This window comes from Methanococcoides methylutens (assembly GCF_000765475.1).
Lineage (GTDB): Archaea > Halobacteriota > Methanosarcinia > Methanosarcinales > Methanosarcinaceae > Methanococcoides > Methanococcoides methylutens.
The window spans coordinates 475,615-496,184 of the sequence record NZ_JRHO01000014.1; the positions used below are offsets into that span (position 1 = coordinate 475,615).

Annotated in this window: 18 protein-coding genes; 15 read left to right on the forward strand and 3 right to left on the reverse strand. The window is 32.5% G+C overall.

The features are described from left to right. Positions 1 to 65: 65 nt before the first annotated feature. From LI82_RS13140 to LI82_RS09645, 15 genes are all read left to right on the forward strand, one after another. Positions 66 to 221 (forward strand): hypothetical protein, encoded by a 156-nt coding sequence (locus LI82_RS13140; RefSeq protein ID WP_160174973.1) that lies wholly within the window; start codon positions 66 to 68, stop codon positions 219 to 221. 115 nt (positions 222 to 336) lie between these two features. Next, on the forward strand, positions 337 to 513 hold the full coding sequence (locus LI82_RS12815; protein WP_330217379.1) for a hypothetical protein: 177 nt from the start codon (positions 337 to 339) through the stop codon (positions 511 to 513). Positions 514 to 701: 188 nt separating this feature from the next. After that, the gene (locus LI82_RS09585) at positions 702 to 1,685 is read left to right on the forward strand and encodes a polysaccharide biosynthesis protein (protein WP_048195322.1); all 984 of its coding nucleotides are present in this window, start codon (positions 702 to 704) and stop codon (positions 1,683 to 1,685) included. A gap of 13 nt (positions 1,686 to 1,698) precedes the next feature. Beyond that, entirely contained in the window at positions 1,699 to 2,358 is a 660-nt protein-coding gene (locus LI82_RS09590) for an NAD-dependent epimerase/dehydratase family protein (protein WP_048195323.1), read from the forward strand. After that, positions 2,358 to 2,738 carry a polysaccharide biosynthesis C-terminal domain-containing protein gene (locus LI82_RS09595; protein WP_048195325.1) on the forward strand — a complete coding sequence of 127 codons (381 nt, stop codon included), beginning with the start codon at positions 2,358 to 2,360 and terminating at the stop codon, positions 2,736 to 2,738. The genes LI82_RS09590 and LI82_RS09595 overlap by 1 nt, the downstream gene beginning before the upstream one ends. Then, a complete protein-coding gene (wecB, locus tag LI82_RS09600) occupies positions 2,735 to 3,868 on the forward strand; it encodes a non-hydrolyzing UDP-N-acetylglucosamine 2-epimerase (RefSeq protein ID WP_048195327.1) in 1,134 nt (377 codons plus the stop codon). The genes LI82_RS09595 and wecB overlap by 4 nt, the downstream gene beginning before the upstream one ends. Before the next feature lie 49 nt (positions 3,869 to 3,917). Continuing rightward, complete coding sequence (locus LI82_RS09605) at positions 3,918 to 5,150, forward strand: glycosyltransferase family 4 protein (RefSeq protein WP_048195329.1); 1,233 nt, start codon at positions 3,918 to 3,920, stop codon at positions 5,148 to 5,150. A gap of 29 nt (positions 5,151 to 5,179) precedes the next feature. After that, on the forward strand, positions 5,180 to 6,262 hold the full coding sequence (locus LI82_RS09610; RefSeq protein WP_048195332.1) for a glycosyltransferase: 1,083 nt from the start codon (positions 5,180 to 5,182) through the stop codon (positions 6,260 to 6,262). Between the two features lie 21 nt (positions 6,263 to 6,283). Next, complete coding sequence (locus LI82_RS09615) at positions 6,284 to 7,648, forward strand: P-loop NTPase family protein (protein WP_048195334.1); 1,365 nt, start codon at positions 6,284 to 6,286, stop codon at positions 7,646 to 7,648. Positions 7,649 to 7,650: 2 nt separating this feature from the next. Then, positions 7,651 to 8,751 (forward strand): glycosyltransferase family 4 protein, encoded by a 1,101-nt coding sequence (locus LI82_RS09620; RefSeq protein WP_048195336.1) that lies wholly within the window; start codon positions 7,651 to 7,653, stop codon positions 8,749 to 8,751. 135 nt (positions 8,752 to 8,886) lie between these two features. Beyond that, positions 8,887 to 10,062, forward strand: coding sequence for a glycosyltransferase (locus tag LI82_RS09625; protein WP_048195338.1), 1,176 nt, complete (start codon positions 8,887 to 8,889; stop codon positions 10,060 to 10,062). Between the two features lie 6 nt (positions 10,063 to 10,068). Then, complete coding sequence (locus tag LI82_RS09630; RefSeq protein ID WP_048195339.1) at positions 10,069 to 11,238, forward strand: glycosyltransferase family 4 protein; 1,170 nt, start codon at positions 10,069 to 10,071, stop codon at positions 11,236 to 11,238. Further along, a complete protein-coding gene (locus LI82_RS09635) occupies positions 11,239 to 12,471 on the forward strand; it encodes a glycosyltransferase (RefSeq protein WP_048195340.1) in 1,233 nt (410 codons plus the stop codon). Beyond that, positions 12,458 to 14,677, forward strand: a complete 2,220-nt coding sequence (locus LI82_RS09640; protein WP_048195341.1) for a DUF2206 domain-containing protein — start codon at positions 12,458 to 12,460, stop codon at positions 14,675 to 14,677. The genes LI82_RS09635 and LI82_RS09640 overlap by 14 nt, the downstream gene beginning before the upstream one ends. Positions 14,678 to 14,800: 123 nt before the next feature. Further along, positions 14,801 to 15,739, forward strand: coding sequence for an IS5-like element ISMeme1 family transposase (locus tag LI82_RS09645; protein WP_048195342.1), 939 nt, complete (start codon positions 14,801 to 14,803; stop codon positions 15,737 to 15,739). 439 nt (positions 15,740 to 16,178) lie between these two features. Here LI82_RS09645 and LI82_RS09650 read toward each other — a convergent pair whose 3' ends face one another. The 3 genes from LI82_RS09650 to LI82_RS09660 all read right to left on the reverse strand — a co-directional run bounded on the left by LI82_RS09650 (position 16,179) and on the right by LI82_RS09660 (position 20,433). Further along, a complete protein-coding gene (locus tag LI82_RS09650; RefSeq protein ID WP_048195343.1) occupies positions 16,179 to 17,702 on the reverse strand; it encodes a flippase in 1,524 nt (507 codons plus the stop codon). A gap of 246 nt (positions 17,703 to 17,948) precedes the next feature. Continuing rightward, positions 17,949 to 19,316 (reverse strand): mannose-1-phosphate guanylyltransferase/mannose-6-phosphate isomerase, encoded by a 1,368-nt coding sequence (locus LI82_RS09655; protein ID WP_048195346.1) that lies wholly within the window; start codon positions 19,314 to 19,316, stop codon positions 17,949 to 17,951. An 85-nt stretch (positions 19,317 to 19,401) separates the two neighbouring features. Then, positions 19,402 to 20,433, reverse strand: coding sequence for a glycosyltransferase family 2 protein (locus LI82_RS09660; protein WP_081955809.1), 1,032 nt, complete (start codon positions 20,431 to 20,433; stop codon positions 19,402 to 19,404). Between the last annotated feature and the right edge of the window lie 137 nt (positions 20,434 to 20,570).

A 20,570-nucleotide genomic window follows, 5' to 3' on the forward strand; every position in this document is an offset into this window, starting at 1 on the left:
CATTTGAAGTCTCGAATCTAAAACAAGTCAGCTTTATCATAGTTTCAATGAGTACAAAATAAAGGGTGTTAGTATTGAGTTATGTTGAAAAAACCTGTTCTGTGTGTGGGAATAAGTTCATAGTTAGTGGAAAGATAGCAGACAGGGAGTTGTTCTGCACGCTTGGATGTTTTTCAAGGGCTATGAAGGATGAGCCGCAGAGTACTGTTCTGGAAGCTTGAATTGATAACCTGCCATTTTACTAAAAAACGTCACAAATTCTATTTTTAATTCATTCAGGATGAGAGTTGTCATTTGTTTTAGCAGAAACGGATTGGAGAGATCATCGTTGAAGAGATGGGACTGAAAGATGTTAAGTTCAGTTATACCAGTGGAAGCAGAGGTTGGAAAGGAGATGTTCCTAAGATGATGCTTTCGATCAACAAGTTGAAAGTTCTTGGATGGGACCTAAATACAGGATCAGAGGACTTTGTGAGGGAAACTGTGAACTCATTGCTGAATGGCAATTATTGAAAGAGGTAGAGCAGTATGATACAACTAATAAAAAAGGTATTTATCATCTTTTTTTCTTAAACCAAAATTATTGAGATCCAAAAGAGGTTATTTTTTGAATTATATGAATTATTTGCATTCAATTACTGTGTTAATCAAGAGAATGATATTAATTAATTAATTAATTAATTTGCAAGGGGATTTTTAAGATGGAACAAATAAAAGGGAAAAAAATTTTAATCACTGGCGGTACAGGCTCTTTTGGCAATGCATTCATTGATTTTTCTAAAGATTGTGACATAAAATTTATTGTTTTTAGTCGAGATGAGAAGAAACAACATGATATGTTTGTTGAAAGAAATGATAGCAATATCGAATATGTTGTTGGCGACATAAGAGATAAAAGCAAAATATTGGATTACTGTCAGGACGTTGACTACGTATTACATGCCGCTGCTCTAAAACATGTTCCAACCGGGGAAAACTTCCCAGAGGAAGTTATCAATACAAATGTACTGGGTACAAAAAATGTAATTGAAGCTGCAGAAAAATGTGGTGTGGAAAAGATTGTAAATTTAAGCACAGACAAAGCAGTCTACCCAGTTAATGCCTATGGGATGAGTAAAGCTCTTGCTGAAAAATTGATGAGTGCACATAGAGGAGATACAGTCTGCGTAAATTTAAGATACGGAAATGTGATCGGTTCCAGAGGATCCGTCATACCCTTGTTCATCAATAAAATAAAAGAGGGACTTCCACTTACAATAACAAATGCTAATATGACACGATTTTTGCTGCCTCTAAGTCATGCAGTTGCTTTGTCTAAAAAATGTATTGAAGTCGGAGAACGAGGTGATCTTTTCGTTATGAGACCTCCAGCAGCAACAATCAGCACAGTAATCGAAGCACTTGAGTTACATTTTGAAGATTCTTTTGAAAAGCAAATTATTGGAATCCGTCCAGGCGAAAAAATGGATGAAGCTCTCCTCACACCTGAAGAAATACACAGAGCATTCAGATTTACAGATGATGGAATTGATTATATGAAAATTCCACATTTGGATGCAAATATTGGAGACTTCTTCTACCATGGTGAAGAGTCTAAAGTCCCTGATGCTTTTACTTCAGGAAATACGACCCAACTAAATGCTGAAGAAACATTGAACCTAATCAAGGAAGCAGGAATTTTGTAAACGGTGTACTCTTATGAAAGTTGGGATCACTGGAGGAAATGGATTTATTGGCAGGCATTTAGCAGATGCTCTGGAAGATCCAATCATTTTTCATGGAAATCTTAATGAAATAGATAATGTAAGAGAATTTGTTTTAGATTGTGATCGAATCTATCATCTAGCAGGGAAAAATAGAGCAGATACAGGAGACATATTGAAGAATAATATTGTTTCAACAGCAAATCTTATTCTTTCAATGAAATTAGAAAATAAGTATCCAGAGCTAATTTTTGCCTCATCTCAGCAAACTGTTTGGAATGCAGATTCTGAATATGGCTTCACAAAGACATTAGAGGAAGAAATAATCAAAAAAGCAGATAGATGGTGTATCTATAGAATCCCTAATGTTTATGGACCCGATTGTAAGCCTTTCTATAATTCTGTTGTAGCAACATTCTGTTACCAGGTATCAAAAGGAGAAAAAGTAACAATCAATAATCCAGATGTACAAAGGGAATTCATCTATATTGAGAATCTAATTCAAGATCTGCTAAGTCCAGAATTTAGTACATACAAGTCTCCAAATGGGGAAGTATTGACTATTGGCGAGATTTATTCATTCCTAACAGACAGGGCAGGAGAACACAAAAAATTGAAAATGTGTTTAGACCACTACAAAAGAGAGGAAGATTAATGTATCCAATTCATGAAAATGAAACTGGAAGTTTTCAGGAACTTGCAAGATTTGATGACGTTAAATTCGGACAATTGAGCTATTTAACTATTGTACCAGATTGTTCACGAGGTAATCACTATCATAAAAGGAAAGAAGAATGGTTCTGTTGTCTTCATGGAAAATGTGAAATGGAGTTGACAGATGTCAGATCAAACTCATCAAGATCCATTATAATGGATAGCTCGAGAAGAGAGTTTGTTAAAGTAAATCCATTTGAAAGCCATATGGTCACTAATTTGGACTCCAAAATAACCTGCGAGCTATTGATAATAATAAGTGAAGAATATGATGAAAGCGACCCAGATACATTCAAACCAGAGGAGCCTGTGAATTTATGACTAACTTAAAAGTGATGACCATTCTGGGAACACGTCCCGAAATAATCCGTCTGTCCGAAGTAATAAAGAAGTTAGATAAATATGTTGACCATATTCTTGTGCACACCAATCAGAATTACGACTATGAGTTGAATCAGATCTTTTTTGAAGAGCTTAACTTAAGGAATCCCGATTATGTACTTAATGTTAAAAGTTCTTCAATAGGGGGACAGATCGGGAACATCCTGTCTCAAACTGAGGAAGTAGTCTTAAAGGAAAAACCGGATGCGATTTTGATATTAGGTGACACAAACAGTGCCCTTTCCTGTATTGTTGCAAAACGATTGAAAATCCCTATTTTTCATATGGAAGCGGGGAACAGATGTTTTGATGACAGGGTTCCTGAAGAGATAAACAGAAGGATCGTTGACCATACCGCGGATATCAACCTACCTTACACAGAGCACGCAAGAAGAAATTTGCTGAGAGAAGGTTTGAGTCCAGATAGCATTTATGTCAGTGGATCTCCAATGGCTGAAGTTCTTGAAACAAATATGGAAAAGATAGAAAATTCGTCGATATTGGATAAACTGGCACTTGAAAAAGAGAAGTATTTCCTTGTAAGTATTCACAGGGAAGAAAATGTGGACAATACAGATAATTTGAAAAATATCTTTAATGCTCTAGAATCTATAGCGGACAAATATGACTATCCGATCATAATATCCACACATCCAAGGACAAGGAAGCGCATTGATGATCTAAAAATAAAGATACATGATCAGTTCATTCTCCATAAGCCCTTTGGAATGTTCGATTTTGTAAAATTGCAAAAAAAATCGTTTTGTGTGTTATCAGATAGTGGAACCATCCACGAAGATGCTGGAATTATGGGCATCCCTTCACTGGTCGTAAGGGAAAGTTCCGAAAGACCAGAGGCTTACGATACAGGGAATGTTATTTTGACAGGCACTGATCCCAAAACGATACTCATGTCTGTTGATATTGTAAGGAGACAATCTGAAGAAAATATCAAATTCTCAAACCCTTATGACTATCAAGAATTAAATGTATCTGATAAAGTAGTCAGATTAATTGTAGGCATGAGCAAAATAGTTCCTAAAAAGAAATATTATTTGCCTTTGGAATGACAAAGGAAATCCTATCACCAATTTCTAGATAAGTGGAAGGAATAAAAATATGAATATTATAATTATTGTACCTAATTTTGTTCCAGAAATTGGGAGTACATCACATATTTACTTTGATTTAGCGAAAGCTTTCGTTCAAAAAGGACATGAGGTTGATGTAATTACATCTTACCCAAGAAAATATAACTTGGATAAAATTAATTCAAATAGCACTTTTTTAGTTGAAGAAACACTGCAAGGTGTTAGAATACATCGATGTAAACATACAACAATTAGAGATAATATTGTTATTCGAGGTCTAGAACATTTTTTATTGCCAATTTATTATTTTAACACATATCGAAAATTGAAGAAGAAATTTGATGTTTGCATTGTATCCATCCCACCACTTCCCCTACATTACTTAGCAAAAAAGATTAAGAATTATGATGGAACTCCGACAATTTTAAACTTTCAGGATTTCCATCCACAAGAGCTAACTGATGTAGGAGTTCTGAAAAACCCCCTAATAATCAAAATGATGGAACATATAGAAAAGAAATCTTACAGGAATGCAGATATTATAACCGTCTTATCTCAGGGAGGAATAAATTATGTTACCAAAAGAGGGGGTGACATAAATAAAATCTACCATATTTATAATGGAGTTTCACTTTCCGATTTTGACAACTATGCAACTAAAAACGATTTTAAAGAAAAGGAAGGAATCAAAAATAAATTCTTAATAACCTATGCGGGCATACTATCTCCTTTTCAAAAAATAGAGAGTATATTAGACGTGGCAAAAATATTGGACAGTCACGAAGATATAATATTCTACATCGTTGGCGATGGAATGGTAAAAGACAACATAGAAAGAAGAATTAAAGACGAAATGATTTCCAATGTAAGATTGTTGCCTTTACAACCACGTGAAGAATATTTAAACATCATTAATTCATCTGATCTTTCTTTAATTTTACTTGATGAGCGGATGAAAGCGCCATGTATACCTGGGAAAACTATCAGCCTAATGGCCAGCAAACAACCAATAATTGCAATTGTTGCTAAGGATAGTGAAACTGCATATGTAGTAAATAAAGCACAATGTGGTTGCATAGTAGAACCTGACAACATCGAAAAATTTAAAAACACCATATTGGAATTGAAAAATAGTGAGAATAAAAGAAAAAATTATGGATGTAATGGAAGACGATTTCTCGAGGAGAATATGAACTTAAACAATATTATTGACGATTATGAAAAAGTGTTTAGTATTTTGCATGAAGAAGGGGAAAATTAATATAAGCATCTTAATGTGGTTGTGATAAAATGAAGTTAGCTTTCTTTGGTCGTCATGGTTCTTTTAACTATACTCATATAGGTGGAACCAATTCACTTGTTCGTCGCCTTTCAACTGAACTAATAAACCGCTGGAATTTTCAAATTGATTATATTATATATGGAAACAGTTGTGATAATGAGGTTACACACTTTCCAGGTCTTCGCTCAAAGTACTATCAAAGATTGGATAGAGCACTAGAATCACTCAAAGATTATGACCATATAGTTGCAATTTATTTCCCACCAAACGATCTTCCAGCTTATTTGTATTATCGAACTAAACAATTAAGAAAAAACCATTTCAGCAAACTCCATCAGACTTGGCCCGATTCAACTGTCATACGCAAATTAATGTTCACCATAAATAGAGTCATTTCTATAAATAGCAACTCATTTGCAGTATCTCCAAGACTTGTACAAAGTATAAAAAAATGGAGCCATAGGGCAGAATTGTTATGGCCACCAGTTCCATCAAATTACTTTGTAAATCCATCTCAAAAAAGTGTTTCAAACAAAACACGTGTTACCTTTATAGGAAGAATTGATGTGGGAAAAGGTGTTTTGGAAACAATTGATATATTCAACGCTCTTGCAGATCGTCCAGAAATTGAGCTTGCATTCTATGGTATGTACTGGGAAAGTGACCCTAAAGCAGTGCAACTTCACCAGCAACTTTTAGAACAGACAAATTTTAATTATGTGCCCATCAATTTTGCAGAATACTCAAGCCACATTGAAAAAATGGTCCAATCAGTTCTCCGTGATACAGATATTTTTATTCAGCCTTATCGCAAATTGAGCAGTACAATTGATACACCACTTCTTATATTAGAAGCAATGGCATCGCTTTGCGCTGTGATTACCAAACCATATGGAAATATTCCCTATGTTTATGGAAAAAGTCCATGTTTAATAGATGATCCACATTTGTGTGAAAAAGCCACAGAACTTATCCTTTCAGCAAATGAGTGGCTTCCTTCCGAGCGTAAACGTATCGAACTTCAAAATGATAAATTAAAATTTGATGTTTCATCTGTTGCTGAACAATTTGTCAAATCAATTAATTTTTAAAAATAAAATGGGGGTAAATCTATGAATAATCAAACATGTGCATCTGAAAGTCATTTTATAGTCAACGTATTTAATGAACTTGAAAAACAAAAACTGCCATATATCGTCTTGCGAAATTATGAAAACCTCCCTCAAGATGCAGGTCATGATATAGACGTTCTTGTAGGAGAAGAAGATTTAGACAGATATAGCACTTTATTATGTGAAACTGCAAAAAAAGAAGGATGGTGTCTAGTACAATATGCCAAACGCTATGGATTTCATTCTTTCACCTTTGTATCGACCCTTGGCACAAAAGAAATGATTAGTTTAAAATGGGATGTTTGGGCTCCAATTAGTTGGAAAGGATTCACTTGGATAGATACAGGAGTAGCATTAAAAACTCGTAAAGCCCATCAAAATGGATTCTATACACCAGCACCTGGCGTTGAAGCTGCAACACTTCTTTTAAAAGAAGTATTGCAACTTGGAAAAATTAAAGACAAATACCTAAACCTAATAAAAAGATATGCACAAAATGATTCAGACAACTTTGTAAATGTTTTAGAAAAACCTTTTGGCAAAAATACAGCAAATCGATTACTGGATTATGCACAAAATGGTAATTGGAAACAGGTTGAGAAAGCCCATAAAGAATTGCGTCTGATTTTAGTCAAAAATGCAATTAAAAAAAGCCCCATCTCTCCTTTAATTGGATTGTACAAATTTATAAAAGGACATTTAACTGAGCGAATTAAAGGAAGACCACACATATTTTTATGCCTGATTGGCCCAGACGGATCTGGTAAATCAACTTTATCTTCAGAAATTATTAAATCATTAGAAGATATTTTTGAAGAAAAGTGTTATTACCATGGTCATTTTGCCATATTACCTGAGTTAAAAAAGTTTGTCCCATGGATGAAAACTAAAGAAAATGAAATTGATGTCCATGGTATAGTAACAAAATCTCAAAAACCCAGCCGTTTAATAACCTCTATCTTAATGACATACTATGCTATTGATTATATAATTGGTTATGCATGTATTTTTCAAAATAGAGGCAAAGGAAATTTAATCCTATTTGATCGATACTTTTATGATTATATCATACAGCCAAGTAAATTTGGAACAAATAACATTCTTTTCCGCATATTATCTCAAATAGTTCCTTCTCCCGATTTAATTATCTACCCACATGCTCCTTCAGAACTAATTTACAATAGAAAGCCAGAACTTACAATTCATGAAATTAATCGCCAAGAGAACATTTGCAATCAATTAATCAAAGTTTTACCTGCTGCTCATCGTGTAGACAATTCCTTGCCTCTAGAAAATGTAGTATTCCAAATTCGTGAAATCATTTTAGAGAAAATGGAAACCTATTCAACTACCAATCGGAGATAAATATGGATGAAAAAATAATTGTTGGTAGTTTGCAATACAGCCCAATTTATAAATCTCATTGCTGTGCACTTGGAAAACAATGTGAAAAACAGGGCTATTCTGTAGTTTATCTATTTAGCCATGAGTATAAGTGGATGTTATCAGAAGAAATTAAGGAAAAAACCATATTCGTTGGTAAATCAAAAAGTATAAAGTCTGCTATAATTGATGGATTTGATATTAGAAACATTCTTAAATTAAAAAATATCCTTTTAGGAACAAATCCCGACTATATATATATGTACAATTATCATCCTTTTTTAAACTATTACATAGCAAAGTTAGCAAAAAAATATGGTTGTAATTTTATACAGCATGTCCAAGAGCCTTATGTAGAAAACAAATCTATCTATCAAGGATTTAAACAATACTGGCTTTGTATTTTTGAATTAATGCAAGAAAAATTAATAATGAATGCAGATACTGCCATAGTGTCTTCAGAAATATCTTCAAATTTATTCTCTAAAAGATATAAAAAATATATAGGGAAAAAAAGTATAATTCCATTAATGTATGAAGATTTAGGAGATGTAAATAAAAATATCAAATTTAGAAAATATATTACTTTTATTGGACCACCAGTTCCAGCAAAGGGACCTGAAACATTCTTAAAAATAGTTCAATATTCTGAAGAACATAACTTAGATTATAAATTTTTATTAATTTCACGTTCAAAAATAAATGATCCTATCTACCACAAATGGAAAAATTTAAAGATTCATTATAAAGACAAAATAAGCGATGAGGAGATAGGAGAATTTATGAAACAAAGTCTTATGACGATTACGCCATATAAAATTGCAACTCAAAGCTCAGTAGTATTAACTTCTTATATGCACGGAACACCAGCCATATCTACCAATGTAGGAGGATTGCCTGAAGTTGTCCACCACCTCAAAAGTGGGTATCTCGTAGACAAAAAGTCTAGTGTTGAAGAGTGGGTAAAAGGAATTAATTATATCGCAAATAATCATTCAAAGATATCTAAATATTGTAGGGATTATTTTGTCAAAAATTATTCGGAACAAAACTGGCCAAAATATTTCGATGATGTTTTAAAGTAAATTATTGAAAAGATGGAATACATCGAGTTTCACCAAAATAATTAATTTATTTAATAATAATTGCTTAATTAAATAAATTGTGCAATCAGAGTAAAATTAAGCACTGCTAAATAATAAAAAATGATGAGGTTTAATATGAAAATCGCACAAGTCATTTCTACGCCACCATTTGCATGGGCAACAGGAGGTTGTGCCAGAATTGCTCACGAATTATCTAAAGAATTGGCTAATAAAGGACATGAAGTTACGATAATAACAACCGATTTATATAAACCAGACCAACGTTATATAAATACTAAAAATCCTGAATATATTGATGGAATACGCTTTTTTAGATTTAGATGTGCCAGTAATTGGTTAGCTTGGAAGCACAAATTATACATATCCCCAAAATTGTTAAGATATTTAAAGATAAATTTGCAAGAGTACGAAGTGGTTCATTTACAAGATTTAATATCTATTCAAGCAATAATAACTTCCAAATACTGCAAAAAATACAAAATCCCATATATCCTTACAGCGCACGGATCAATTCCTTGGCTATATAAAAAAAGCATATTAAGTTGGGTTTTCAACAGGCTGTGGGGACATAATATTCTAACGAATGCTGACAAGATCACTGTCTTTACCGAAGAAGAAGCTGAACAATGCAGATATATGAAAGTTAGCGAAGACAAAATAAAGCTAATCCCAAATGGGATTGATTTGAATAAATACAAGAATCTTCCAGAAAAAATGGAATTTAGAAATAAATATACAATCAATAAAAATAAAAAAATTATATTATATATAGGTCGAATCGAACAAAGCAAAGGAATTGACTTACTGATAGAATCATTTTCGTTATTAGCCCCGGAAATGGATGATGTACTTCTTTTGATCACAGGTCCAGATGATGGATACCTAAATACCCTAAATAAATTAGTTTTAGCTTCAGGCATTGAAGATAAAGTCATATTCACTGGATTTCTAGAAGAAAAAGATAAAATCAGAGCATATGTCGATGCCGATGTACACGTGTCCCCTCGTCAATGGGAACCTTTCGGCTTAACTTTATTAGAATCATGTGCTTGTGGAACTCCTGTTATATGTAGCAAAGGATGTGGCATAGCCAACGTAATAGATAATCAAGTGGGAATCGCTGTTCCTTACAATAAATATGATATGAAAACTGCACTTATGCGCGTGCTAAAAGATGATGAAACTAAAAGAAAGTTTGGCGAAAACGGAAAATTGATTGTTCAAGAGCAGTTCAGCTTCGAAAAAATAGTAGAAGAAGTAGAAAAAACCTATAAGGAATTCAAGAGGTAATATCACTTGAAAATAGTATTTATATGCCAAAGTGCATCTCATTCAAAAACTCGCCCATTTGGGCGTGGCGGTACTGACAGTCAAATATATGGACTTTCATCTAAAATGGCAATGCAAGGACATGATATCTATGTACTAGGCAAATTCAATGGTGATGATTGGAAAGACGATGGAATTCTAACTGATCACATCAAATTTATCAATATCAAATCCCCTTACCTCAAAGATGCAATTATAGGTGAAACATTTTCTGCACTATTACTTTCATATCAAATGAGAAAAGCAATTAAAAAAAATAAACCAGATGTTCTGGTTTTAAGTAGTCGGTTTACAGCATATTTCCCATCAAAGTTAAAAATTCCTAAAATATTTGTAACGCATAATCCCGATGCAATGGAGTTTTTTAAAAATTTTTCAGTAGAAAGCCATTGGTTTAATAACATATATTATTATTTCAAGAAATATATCGAAGAGAGGGTCATGCATAATTCAAATATGATAGTTGCATTAAACAAAGACATACAGAATTATTTAAATGAAAATGGACATTCTAATGTCTGCATAATCCCAAATGCCATAGACGTGAATAAATATAAAAATGAAACTGACAAAAATTTCATATTGTATGCAGGAGGGTTTCGTAAAGTTAAAGGATTGGAATGTTTATTAGAAGCATTTTTAAACTTATGGCAAAATTATAATACAGATTTAGTGCTTATTGGATCGGGACCTGAAGAAGAGAAACTAAAAAATATAGTTCATTCAAAAGGTATTGAAGATCGCGTACATTTTCTACCCCTTGTAAGTAATAGTAAACTCCGAGAATATTTATCGAAGTGCTCGATTTTTGTTTTGCCATCGTTTTTTGAGACATTTGGGATAGTAACTATTGAAGCAATGGCATCAAGTAAACCAATAATTGCAACCAATATCCCAGGTCCACAAGATATTATAACACATGGTTTTGATGGATTCTTATTTGAAAAAGGAAATGTTGATGACTTAACAAAATATATGGATTTGTGCATTTCAAATAAAAATATAAGAGAAGAAATAGGGGTAAATGCGAAGTATACTGTTGAAACTTCATATACATTTGACATAATTTCTACAAAATATATTGAAATGTGTAAATTGCTTATTATGAATATGGAAAAGTATAGGGGGAACTCATAAATGAAAATATTAATGCTGTGCCATAGCCTCCCCAATCCAAGAAGAGGAGATACACTTCGACCTTTCAATTTAATTAAAATTTATTCAGAGATATATCAGCACGAAATCACTTTAGTTTGCTTTAAAGAAAACGAACTAAATCAAACATTTAATAGTGATTTAGCTAATTTAAACCAATATTGCCACAAAATCCATACGGTAAACCTAGAGTCTGGTAATTTAATATCAAAATTTAAATCGTCGTTCAAAAATACAATTTCTATACGAAATATACTATCTGGTAATTTTAGTTTTTTAAATTATTATTATGCTCCAAAAATGCAGCATTTAATAAACAAACTTCTTGAAAGTAAAGAATTTGATGCAATATATACAGATGGAGGAATGGCTCACAACGTCTACAATACAAATTTGCCCAAAATAGTAGAGCCTTTAGATGCAGTATCAAAAAGTTGTAAAGAGTTATACTCAAAAGAAAATAAAATAATTAAAAAGGCATTATATTTAATGCAATATATAAAAACAAAGAGAAGAGAAACAAAAGGTTATAAAATGTTTGATTACTGCATAGTAGTCACAGAAGAAGATAAAAGAATATTAGAATTTGATGCGAAGCTTCAAAATGTAAAAGTAATTCCAAACGGAATCGACCTTTCATATTTTAAACCTATGGATCTCAAAGAAGATTTTCCTTCTTTAATATTTGTGGGAGTAATGAATAGCATAAAAAATGTAAATACTGTGCTCCATTTTTACAAAAATATCTATCCAATGGTGTTGAAAGAATATCCAAATATCAAATTTTATATTGTAGGTTCAAACCCTCCAAATGAAATAAAGCAATTAGCTGTCGACAAATCTATAATTGTAACAGGATTTGTTGATGATATAAGACCTTATTTAGCAAAAGCCACTGTTGCAATCATTCCAATGAAAGAAGGAACTGGTATCAAAAATAAAGTATTGGAAGCCATGTCTATGGAAAAGCCAGTTGTTACAACATCAATTGGTTCAATGGGAATAAAAGTGAAAACAGGAGAAAATATATTTATTTCTGATGAGCCGAATGAATTTGCTATTAATATATTGAAACTTCTAAATGATGCACATTTAAGAGATAAAATCGCAGCAAATGGGAAAAAGCTTGTCGAAAATAAATATTCTTGGGAAATGACCGCTATCAAAATAAATAGACTATATGAAAACTTAGTTGAAAAACATGAAAGTAAATAACTTTTTCCAAATTAATTGGAATATTAAGAAGTACCTTGTATTTGTGGTAGCAATTCAACTCGCAATGTTGGGAGTTATAGGATTAGACTTTATCGGATTGGAAATTCCACTATTAAGAGAGCTTGTTGCTTTTATTTACATTACATTTTTACCAGGATCAATAATTCTAAAAATATTAAAATTACACAAACTTAATAAAATTGATGCACTATTATATACAGTAGGATTAAGTATTTCAACTTCGATGTTAGTTGGATTTTTCATCAATTTATCATATCCACATTTAGGCATATATAAACCAATATCAACAATTAGTCTATTAATTTCAATGGGTATATTAATAGCTTTGTCATGCCCCATATGTTACTTAAGAAATAGAGAGGATACTAATCTAATTTATATAGATTTCAATAAAAACATATCTCCAGTTGCTTTAATTTTACTGCTAATTCCCTTTTTTTCTATTTATGGGACATATTTGATGAATAACTATCAGAATAATGTTCTTTTGTTGGCCTTGATAGTTACAATTATTTTATTAATATTAATCGTAAGCTTCACCAAATTAATTCCTGGAAGCATCTATCCTTTAGTTGTTTTCATCATTTCAATTTCATTGTTATATCACCACTCGTTGATCTCAATGAATTTGACTGGTTGGGACATTCAAACTGAATATTTTTTGAGCAAGTCGGTAATTACGAATGGTATATGGAACTCAAACATACCCTCAACAATTAATGCTATGCTAAGCATAGTATTTCTCGCTCCGATTTATTCAATATTATGTGATATGAACACAATATGGGTTTTCAAAATAATCTATCCGTTTGTATTTTCATTAGTACCAGTTGGATTATATAGAATCTATAAAAAACAGACAAACGATATGATTGGATTTTTAGCATCCATTTTTTTCATCTCACTTTATACATTTTATACAGAAATGTTAGGGTTAGCAAGACAACAAATCGCGGAACTATTCTTAGTATTATTAATTCTTCTGATGATTGATCACAAGATACACAAAACACAGAAGGCATTATTATCAATTGTATTTGGTTTATCTCTTGTGGTATCACACTACGTCCTATCATATATTTACATATACACAATTATCGTAACGTGGTTAATTTTAATTTTACTTGAAAATTCTAAGATACAGATATTTGGAAATAACATAAAATCAAGAATTCAAAAATATAGAAAAGAAAAAAAAGTATATATTGATAATCAAAATTTAGATAATTCATACGATAAGAGTATAAGTTTCACATTTTTGATATTAATATCAGTGTTTACTATGGCATGGTACATGTACGCTTCAAATCTCATTTTCGAGTCGTTTGTGTATATCAATAATGACATAATGAACAGTGTATACAGTGATTTTTTGAATCCAGAAGAAGTACAAGCACTTTCTATGCTAATGGTAGATAAAAAATCAACATTTCAACATGTACATGAATACCTAAATATAATTCCTTTGATTTTAATTGTATTTGGAATTATAGAGATAATTTTAAATGGAAAATTCATGAAGCTTAAAAAACAATATATCGCTTTATCTTACGTTAATTTATCCTTATGTTTAGCAGCAGTTACAGTTCCACATCTATCTGAAAAATTGAACACTATCAGGCTATATCAAATTACACTCATTATATTAGCTCCTTTTTTTGTTATCGGAGCAATATCATTATTCAAATATCTAAGATTTTTAGCTACAAGATCTTACAGTAATCATATAGCTGGAACACCTTTGAAAGTTATAACTATTTTTATAGTAACATACCTACTGTTTAATACAGGAATTATATATGAAACCACAGGAGATTCAAAATCAATTTCATTAAATGATACAATAGATTATCCCCGTTTTAACGAATACGAAATAAAAAGTGTTACATGGATAACAGACAATTCAAATGAAGCACAAATATATGCTGATTATTATGGGAGTTTGCTATTAAATGGATATAAATTCGGACAAACAAAAACGTTTTGGGGATATGATGGAAAAGAAAACATAACCGAAAGTGATTATATTTATTTCAGGTCTCTGAACACAAAGGCAGAATTAATTATAGAACATGAAAACTTACCGTATAACTATATAGGTCTACAAGAATCAACATTATACAAAGAGGTAATTGTAAATAAAAACAAGATTTACGATAATGAACAATCTGAGGTATATATATAAAAGAAACCTCAATTCCGGCTCTGTAGAAATCCTATTTCTAATCCTACTGAGTCAGTACACTTTTTATAAGAATAAGTCCCCTGTGATTGTTTGCAACCAAAAACACAAGGGGATGATTGTGTTTTGTCTAACAAGTACTTAAATTTTATTGATATAGCATTGCAAGTAACACGGTATTCACACCTGCCACTCTACAGTTGCAAATATTCCAAACAAACATACACACAATACCAGCTATTGACGTTGGTTTTGTTTAAGGAATATTTAGGAGAAGATTATAGGGATTTTGTTGATCTTGTTGAATTGATGAGTTCTATCCAGACTAAACTTGGATTAACCAAAGTGCCTCATTTTACTACACTTCAAAAATTTGTTACTCGGATCTATTCAGCAATACTCGATCGTATTTTCAAGAAGACTTTAGACTTATTTTACAAGAATGGAGAGTCAGTTGAAGTTACTGGTATCGATTTAACTGGTTTTACAAGTGGGTATTGTAGCAACTACTATTCCTGGAGAATCAAAAAGTGGAGACGAAGCTATGTTAAAACCAGTATTTCAGTTGATGTTCACAAATTTGTGATCACGGGATACAAGATTTCTGGAAAACCTGTTCATGATGCAAAGCATGCAAAGACATTGCTATCGCAATGTCATCGTAACAGGAAATCAAGATATTATGTAATGGATAAAGCGTATGATTCTGAAGGCAACCATAAATTGACTAGAGAAAAACTCAGATCAATAGCAATTGTTCCACTGAGACAGCGTGAAAGAAAGAGGATAAAAGGACATTATAGGAAGAAAATGTTACGAGAATTTGATGATGAAATTTACTCGCTGCGAAATTTGAGTGAAACAATGTTCTCTCTATTGAAAAGAAAATATGGAGAAAATCTGAGAGCTAGGAAATATAGAAACCAAGTAAAAGAAGTAAAATTCAAGGTGTTAATACACAATCTTGACAGATATGTCAAGATTGTATGTTTAGTCTGGTTGAGGATTTCTACAAAGCCTCAATTCCAAAAGTTCATTTCAAAACTCAAAATGTTACCTTTATAAATCATAGTATGTTAATAGAATGAATTGCACGACCGAATCATATTGGATATTTTTATCACCAAAACCAATATACAGTCGGAAGGGAGCTGATTATTTATAATAATCAATGCAATTCTGTTTATTATAAATACAAAGTAATAGATCGTGAGATATGTTTACTTGTTATGGATTTTGCTAAATGAATAATGAGAAAATAGAAAACTGGGATTTGGATTTAAATCATGGATAGCTTCAAGGACTTTAATTCTAACGAAAGTCCGTTCTCACTTAAGTTCATTAGCATTTGCAACCAATCTGTGAAAATGCCAGGAAGTATCTGCCTATAGTAGAACAATAATCATGCTATTGTGATGTGCGATGCATTTCCTTTGAAATTGACTTTTCTTCCAAAAATGAGCACTATAGTAAAAAGTTCATAGAGGATATTTATATAGGTTTCTCATCGGAAAAAGTTAAAACCTAATTTTTTTTTAATCAATGATGTAATTATTACGTCTTCATCATCCAATATATGTGCAAATAATAATGATAAAACGAATGTCAGCATAAATGTAAAACTAATTACTAGAAAAGTCCAAAAAGATGCTACAGTATGATCATTTATAGTGCTAAAAATCGAGATTAGAATAATCGATAAAATTGTCAACTTTAAGTATGTAGTAGTAAAAGGATGAATTTTGAGAATTGTATATAGTTTAATACTCATTAATATTTCGATAAATACAAAAGACAGAGTTGATGCGATTGCAGCACCTGCAACACCCCATATAGGAATTAAAATTATATTTAACAATATGTTCATCACAGCACCAACCAAAGAACAATTCATTAAAAATTTAGATTTGCCAACTGTCATTAATGTATAATAATTAAGGCCAAAATAAGAGTTAATAATAAATTCTAATGACAGTATTTGCAAAACAATGCTTGCACTTATGTAACGAGGCCCAAAGAATAAATTCAAAATAAAATCAGGAAATACGAATAAAATGAAAAAAAGAGGAAGAGTCCCAATAAAGCACCATTTTGTTGAGACTACATAGCTTCTTCCCAACTCTCTGATTTGGTTTTTACCATATAATTGCGACATAACCGGCACATAAACGAAGCTCAAAGAACCTATTATTATCGTAAGAAGATTAGCTAAAGGTACCGCAGAGTTATAAATCCCCACATCTTTTGCTGTTTTGAAGTAACCAAGCATTAGTGTATCTGTCCATGACATTAAAGTTAAAATAATGCTAACTGCCAAGAGAGGAATTGAAAAAGTTAGTAATTCTTTAATCATTGATTTGTCAATAAATTGAAAATCCTCTACACCAAATAACTTATGCTTTTTTAGGAAATATATTGAAATAATTATAGAAGGTATTATTATTGACATTAAGTAAGCAGAAGCCATCCCAGATAAAGATCGAGCAAAAAAGACCACTATCCCTAAAAATATAATATGAATAATTGGTTTCATAATGTCATTAAAATATACTTTTATAGTAAATTGATCAAAACTTCTGAAAATTGAAATGATGATACCTGAAAATGCTGTAAATGGAATTGTAATTAAAAAAATATTAATTATATTCGATAATTCTGATGAATGAAATATATTTGTTGCAATAAAATCTGAGAAAAAAAAAGCAATTATAAATATTAAAGCACTTGACGATAAGGTTATTACAATAGATGAAATAATAGCATTCGGTATCAGTTTATTTTTACTTTTCCCTTTTAAGTAAGCAATATATCTCGTAGACCCTTCACCTAATCCCATCGTAGATATCGTTGTGAGTATACTAACAAGCGTTAGTGCTAAACAATAAATACCAAAATCATATTGAGTTGTAAATCTAATCAATATCAATCTTCCAATAAATCCCAAAAGCAAGCTAACCATTGTCCCAATAAGAATAATTGTTGAACCTTTTGCTATTTTTTCAAGAGAATTGTTGACTGTTTCTGACATGAACCCTCAAAAATTTAGACATATATTATATTCAAATCCTGATATATATGCATTATAAATCAAATGATATGTTAAATAAAGATGAATTCTATTTCGAGTAAATAACCATAAACAAATAATTTTTTATTTTTTAGTTAAATTGCTCTAAGTCTAGAGTTCATCATATTTTCAATATTTAATATATTCCCCATATCGCCACATAAATAATTGCAATATCGAGAAAGAGTTTAAGCATAAATTGTCAAATTATTTTCTACCATACACATCATCAAACCTGACAATATCATCCTCATCAACATGTTCTCCTAACTGAACCTCGATTATCTCAAGAGGAATCTGACTTGGATTGGAAAGTCTGTGCTTCTCACCTGCCTTTATGAAGGTACTCTCACCAGGCCTTACAAAAAATTGATCATTCTTTACCTGAACGGAAGCCATTCCCTTTACAACAACCCAATGTTCGCTTCTATGATAATGCATCTGCAGGCTTAACTTCCTACTAGGAAGCACTGTTATGTTCTTGATAACATGGTTCTGGGATTTTTCAAGTACCGTGTATGAACCCCATGGTCTGTAGACCGTCTGGCCAATCTCTACCCTCTGATCATCCTTATCCTTGAGCTCAGAAACAATATCCTTTACCTTCTGACTGCTTCCTTTTGGACAGACTAAGAGAGCATCAGGAGTGTCAACAACAACCATGGCATTGACATCAATTAGTGAAACTGCCTTGCCAGTTTTTGAGTGAACAAAGTTATTACGTGAATTCAAGGATACATGATCACAAGCGTAGACTACATTGCCTTTTGAATCCTTTTCGAGCTCATCATAGATAGCAGAAAAGTTACCGAGATCACTCCAATTATAATTTAGTTTGACAACAGCTACATTGTTAGACTTTTCCATAATGCCGTAGTCAACTGATATACTAGTAACAGCATTGTATATACTTGAGATCTCATCTGAGCCCTCAAAAGCATTGAAAATGTCGGGAGAATGCATCTTCAACTCCTTGAAAAAAACTCCCGTATCAAAAAGGAACATTCCACTATTCCAAAGACAACCTTCCTCAATGTATTTTTTGGCAGATTCAATGTCAGGTTTTTCTCTAAACTCAGAAACCCTGTGTCCTATATCTAAAGATTCTGCAGGCTTTATATACCCATATCCTATATGAGGGAACGTGGGAGCTATCCCAAACGTCACAAGATGACTAGATGACAATGCCTTTACATCTGCTATTGTCTTCATTGCAGATTTATCCAAAACATGGTCGGAAGAAAATATTCCAACAGTTGATCTTCCAAACCTACTATCTATCTCCTTCATTCCAAAACAGATGGCTGGAAGTGTGTTCCTCCCTTCTGGTTCGATCAACACATTCTCTTTGGGGATATCGTACCCAAGTTCCTGTATCTGTCCACTCACGAAAAACTTCTGGGATTCATTTGTTACCACGAAGATTTCAGAGATATCCGAAACATCAAGACAGCGAAGCACGGTTCCCTGGAAAAGGGAGTTTTCACCTAATTTGAGGAATTGTTTTGGGTATTGCTCACGGCTTAGAGGCCAGAGTCGAGTGCCAGATCCACCTGCAAGGATTATAAATCTCATGATGTGTTCCTTGAATATTATGCTTAATTTAATTTTTAAATCATCACGATTGCTAAAAGATAAAATTCCAGATTAAATGAAAGTATTATTCACTTTGTTTAATTTCGGGACTTTTTTTATCCACCCTTCCAATTCCCTTGTGAATAAACTCATCTTCAATGAGATTATCAGACTCCACAACAACCGGACTTGCATTCACATGATTAGGATAGGGTTGAGTAACTGAAAAGTTTGGAACAAGTAAATGGATAGCCCTTGAGATAGAGTGCAGTATTATACCTGTAAAAGACATGAAGATCCCAACTATAGTAAGCATCATCATTAATAGAGTTGGACCAAAAGCCAAATTACCACCTAGATAGAAATCTTGTAAAAAGCTTAACCCCATAAACATTCCTGTTGCAGAAAAGACCATTCCAGGGAAAGTAAAATAATAAAGAGGCCTCCTATACTCCATGTCTTTTAGTATTCTATACAGAACCTTTGTCCCATGTGCCACAGGATTATGAGTAGAAGCACCTTCCACATCATACCTACAGTGAATTTGAACCTCATCAAATGTTAGGTTATGATCCTTAATCTGAAGCAGGATCTCGGAACCTGCCGACATGCAGTTATTGTTTATCCTGATCTTCTGGATGGCATTCTTGCTGTAGGATCTGAAACCGCTCTGGGAATCAGTTACATTGATCCCACCGACAAAATTTGTTGCGGTATCAAGGACCTTCATGCCGACCTTCCTGTATGAAGGAATGTGTTCGCTCTTGTTTTCCAGGAATCTTGAGCCAATAACCATATCCACTCCTTTTTCAAGAGGTTCTAGGAGTCTTGGTATATCAGCAGGGTTGTGCTGACCATCGGAATCTATAATCACCATGCGCCTTACATTGAGGTAGCGTGCAGTCTCAAAGCAACTCCTTATTGCTCCACCGTAGCCTAGATTTTGTGGATGCTTGACCACATAGGCCCCGGCAGATTCCGCAACTTCGGCAGTATTGTCACTGCTCCCATCATCTATGACAATGACAGAATCCGCGTGCTTTTTGCATTCCAATACTATATTGTGGATAGATTTTGCTTCATTATAAGCAGGCATAGCAACTACTGTGGGACACATTCAAACTACACCTCTTACGGACTCACTATTTTCACTCATACTATCCACCCTGAGAATACCAAACACACAATTATAGTACCCTATGCGAAGTGTAGCATATGAGAACATATTATATATATATTAGTATTTCCAATAAT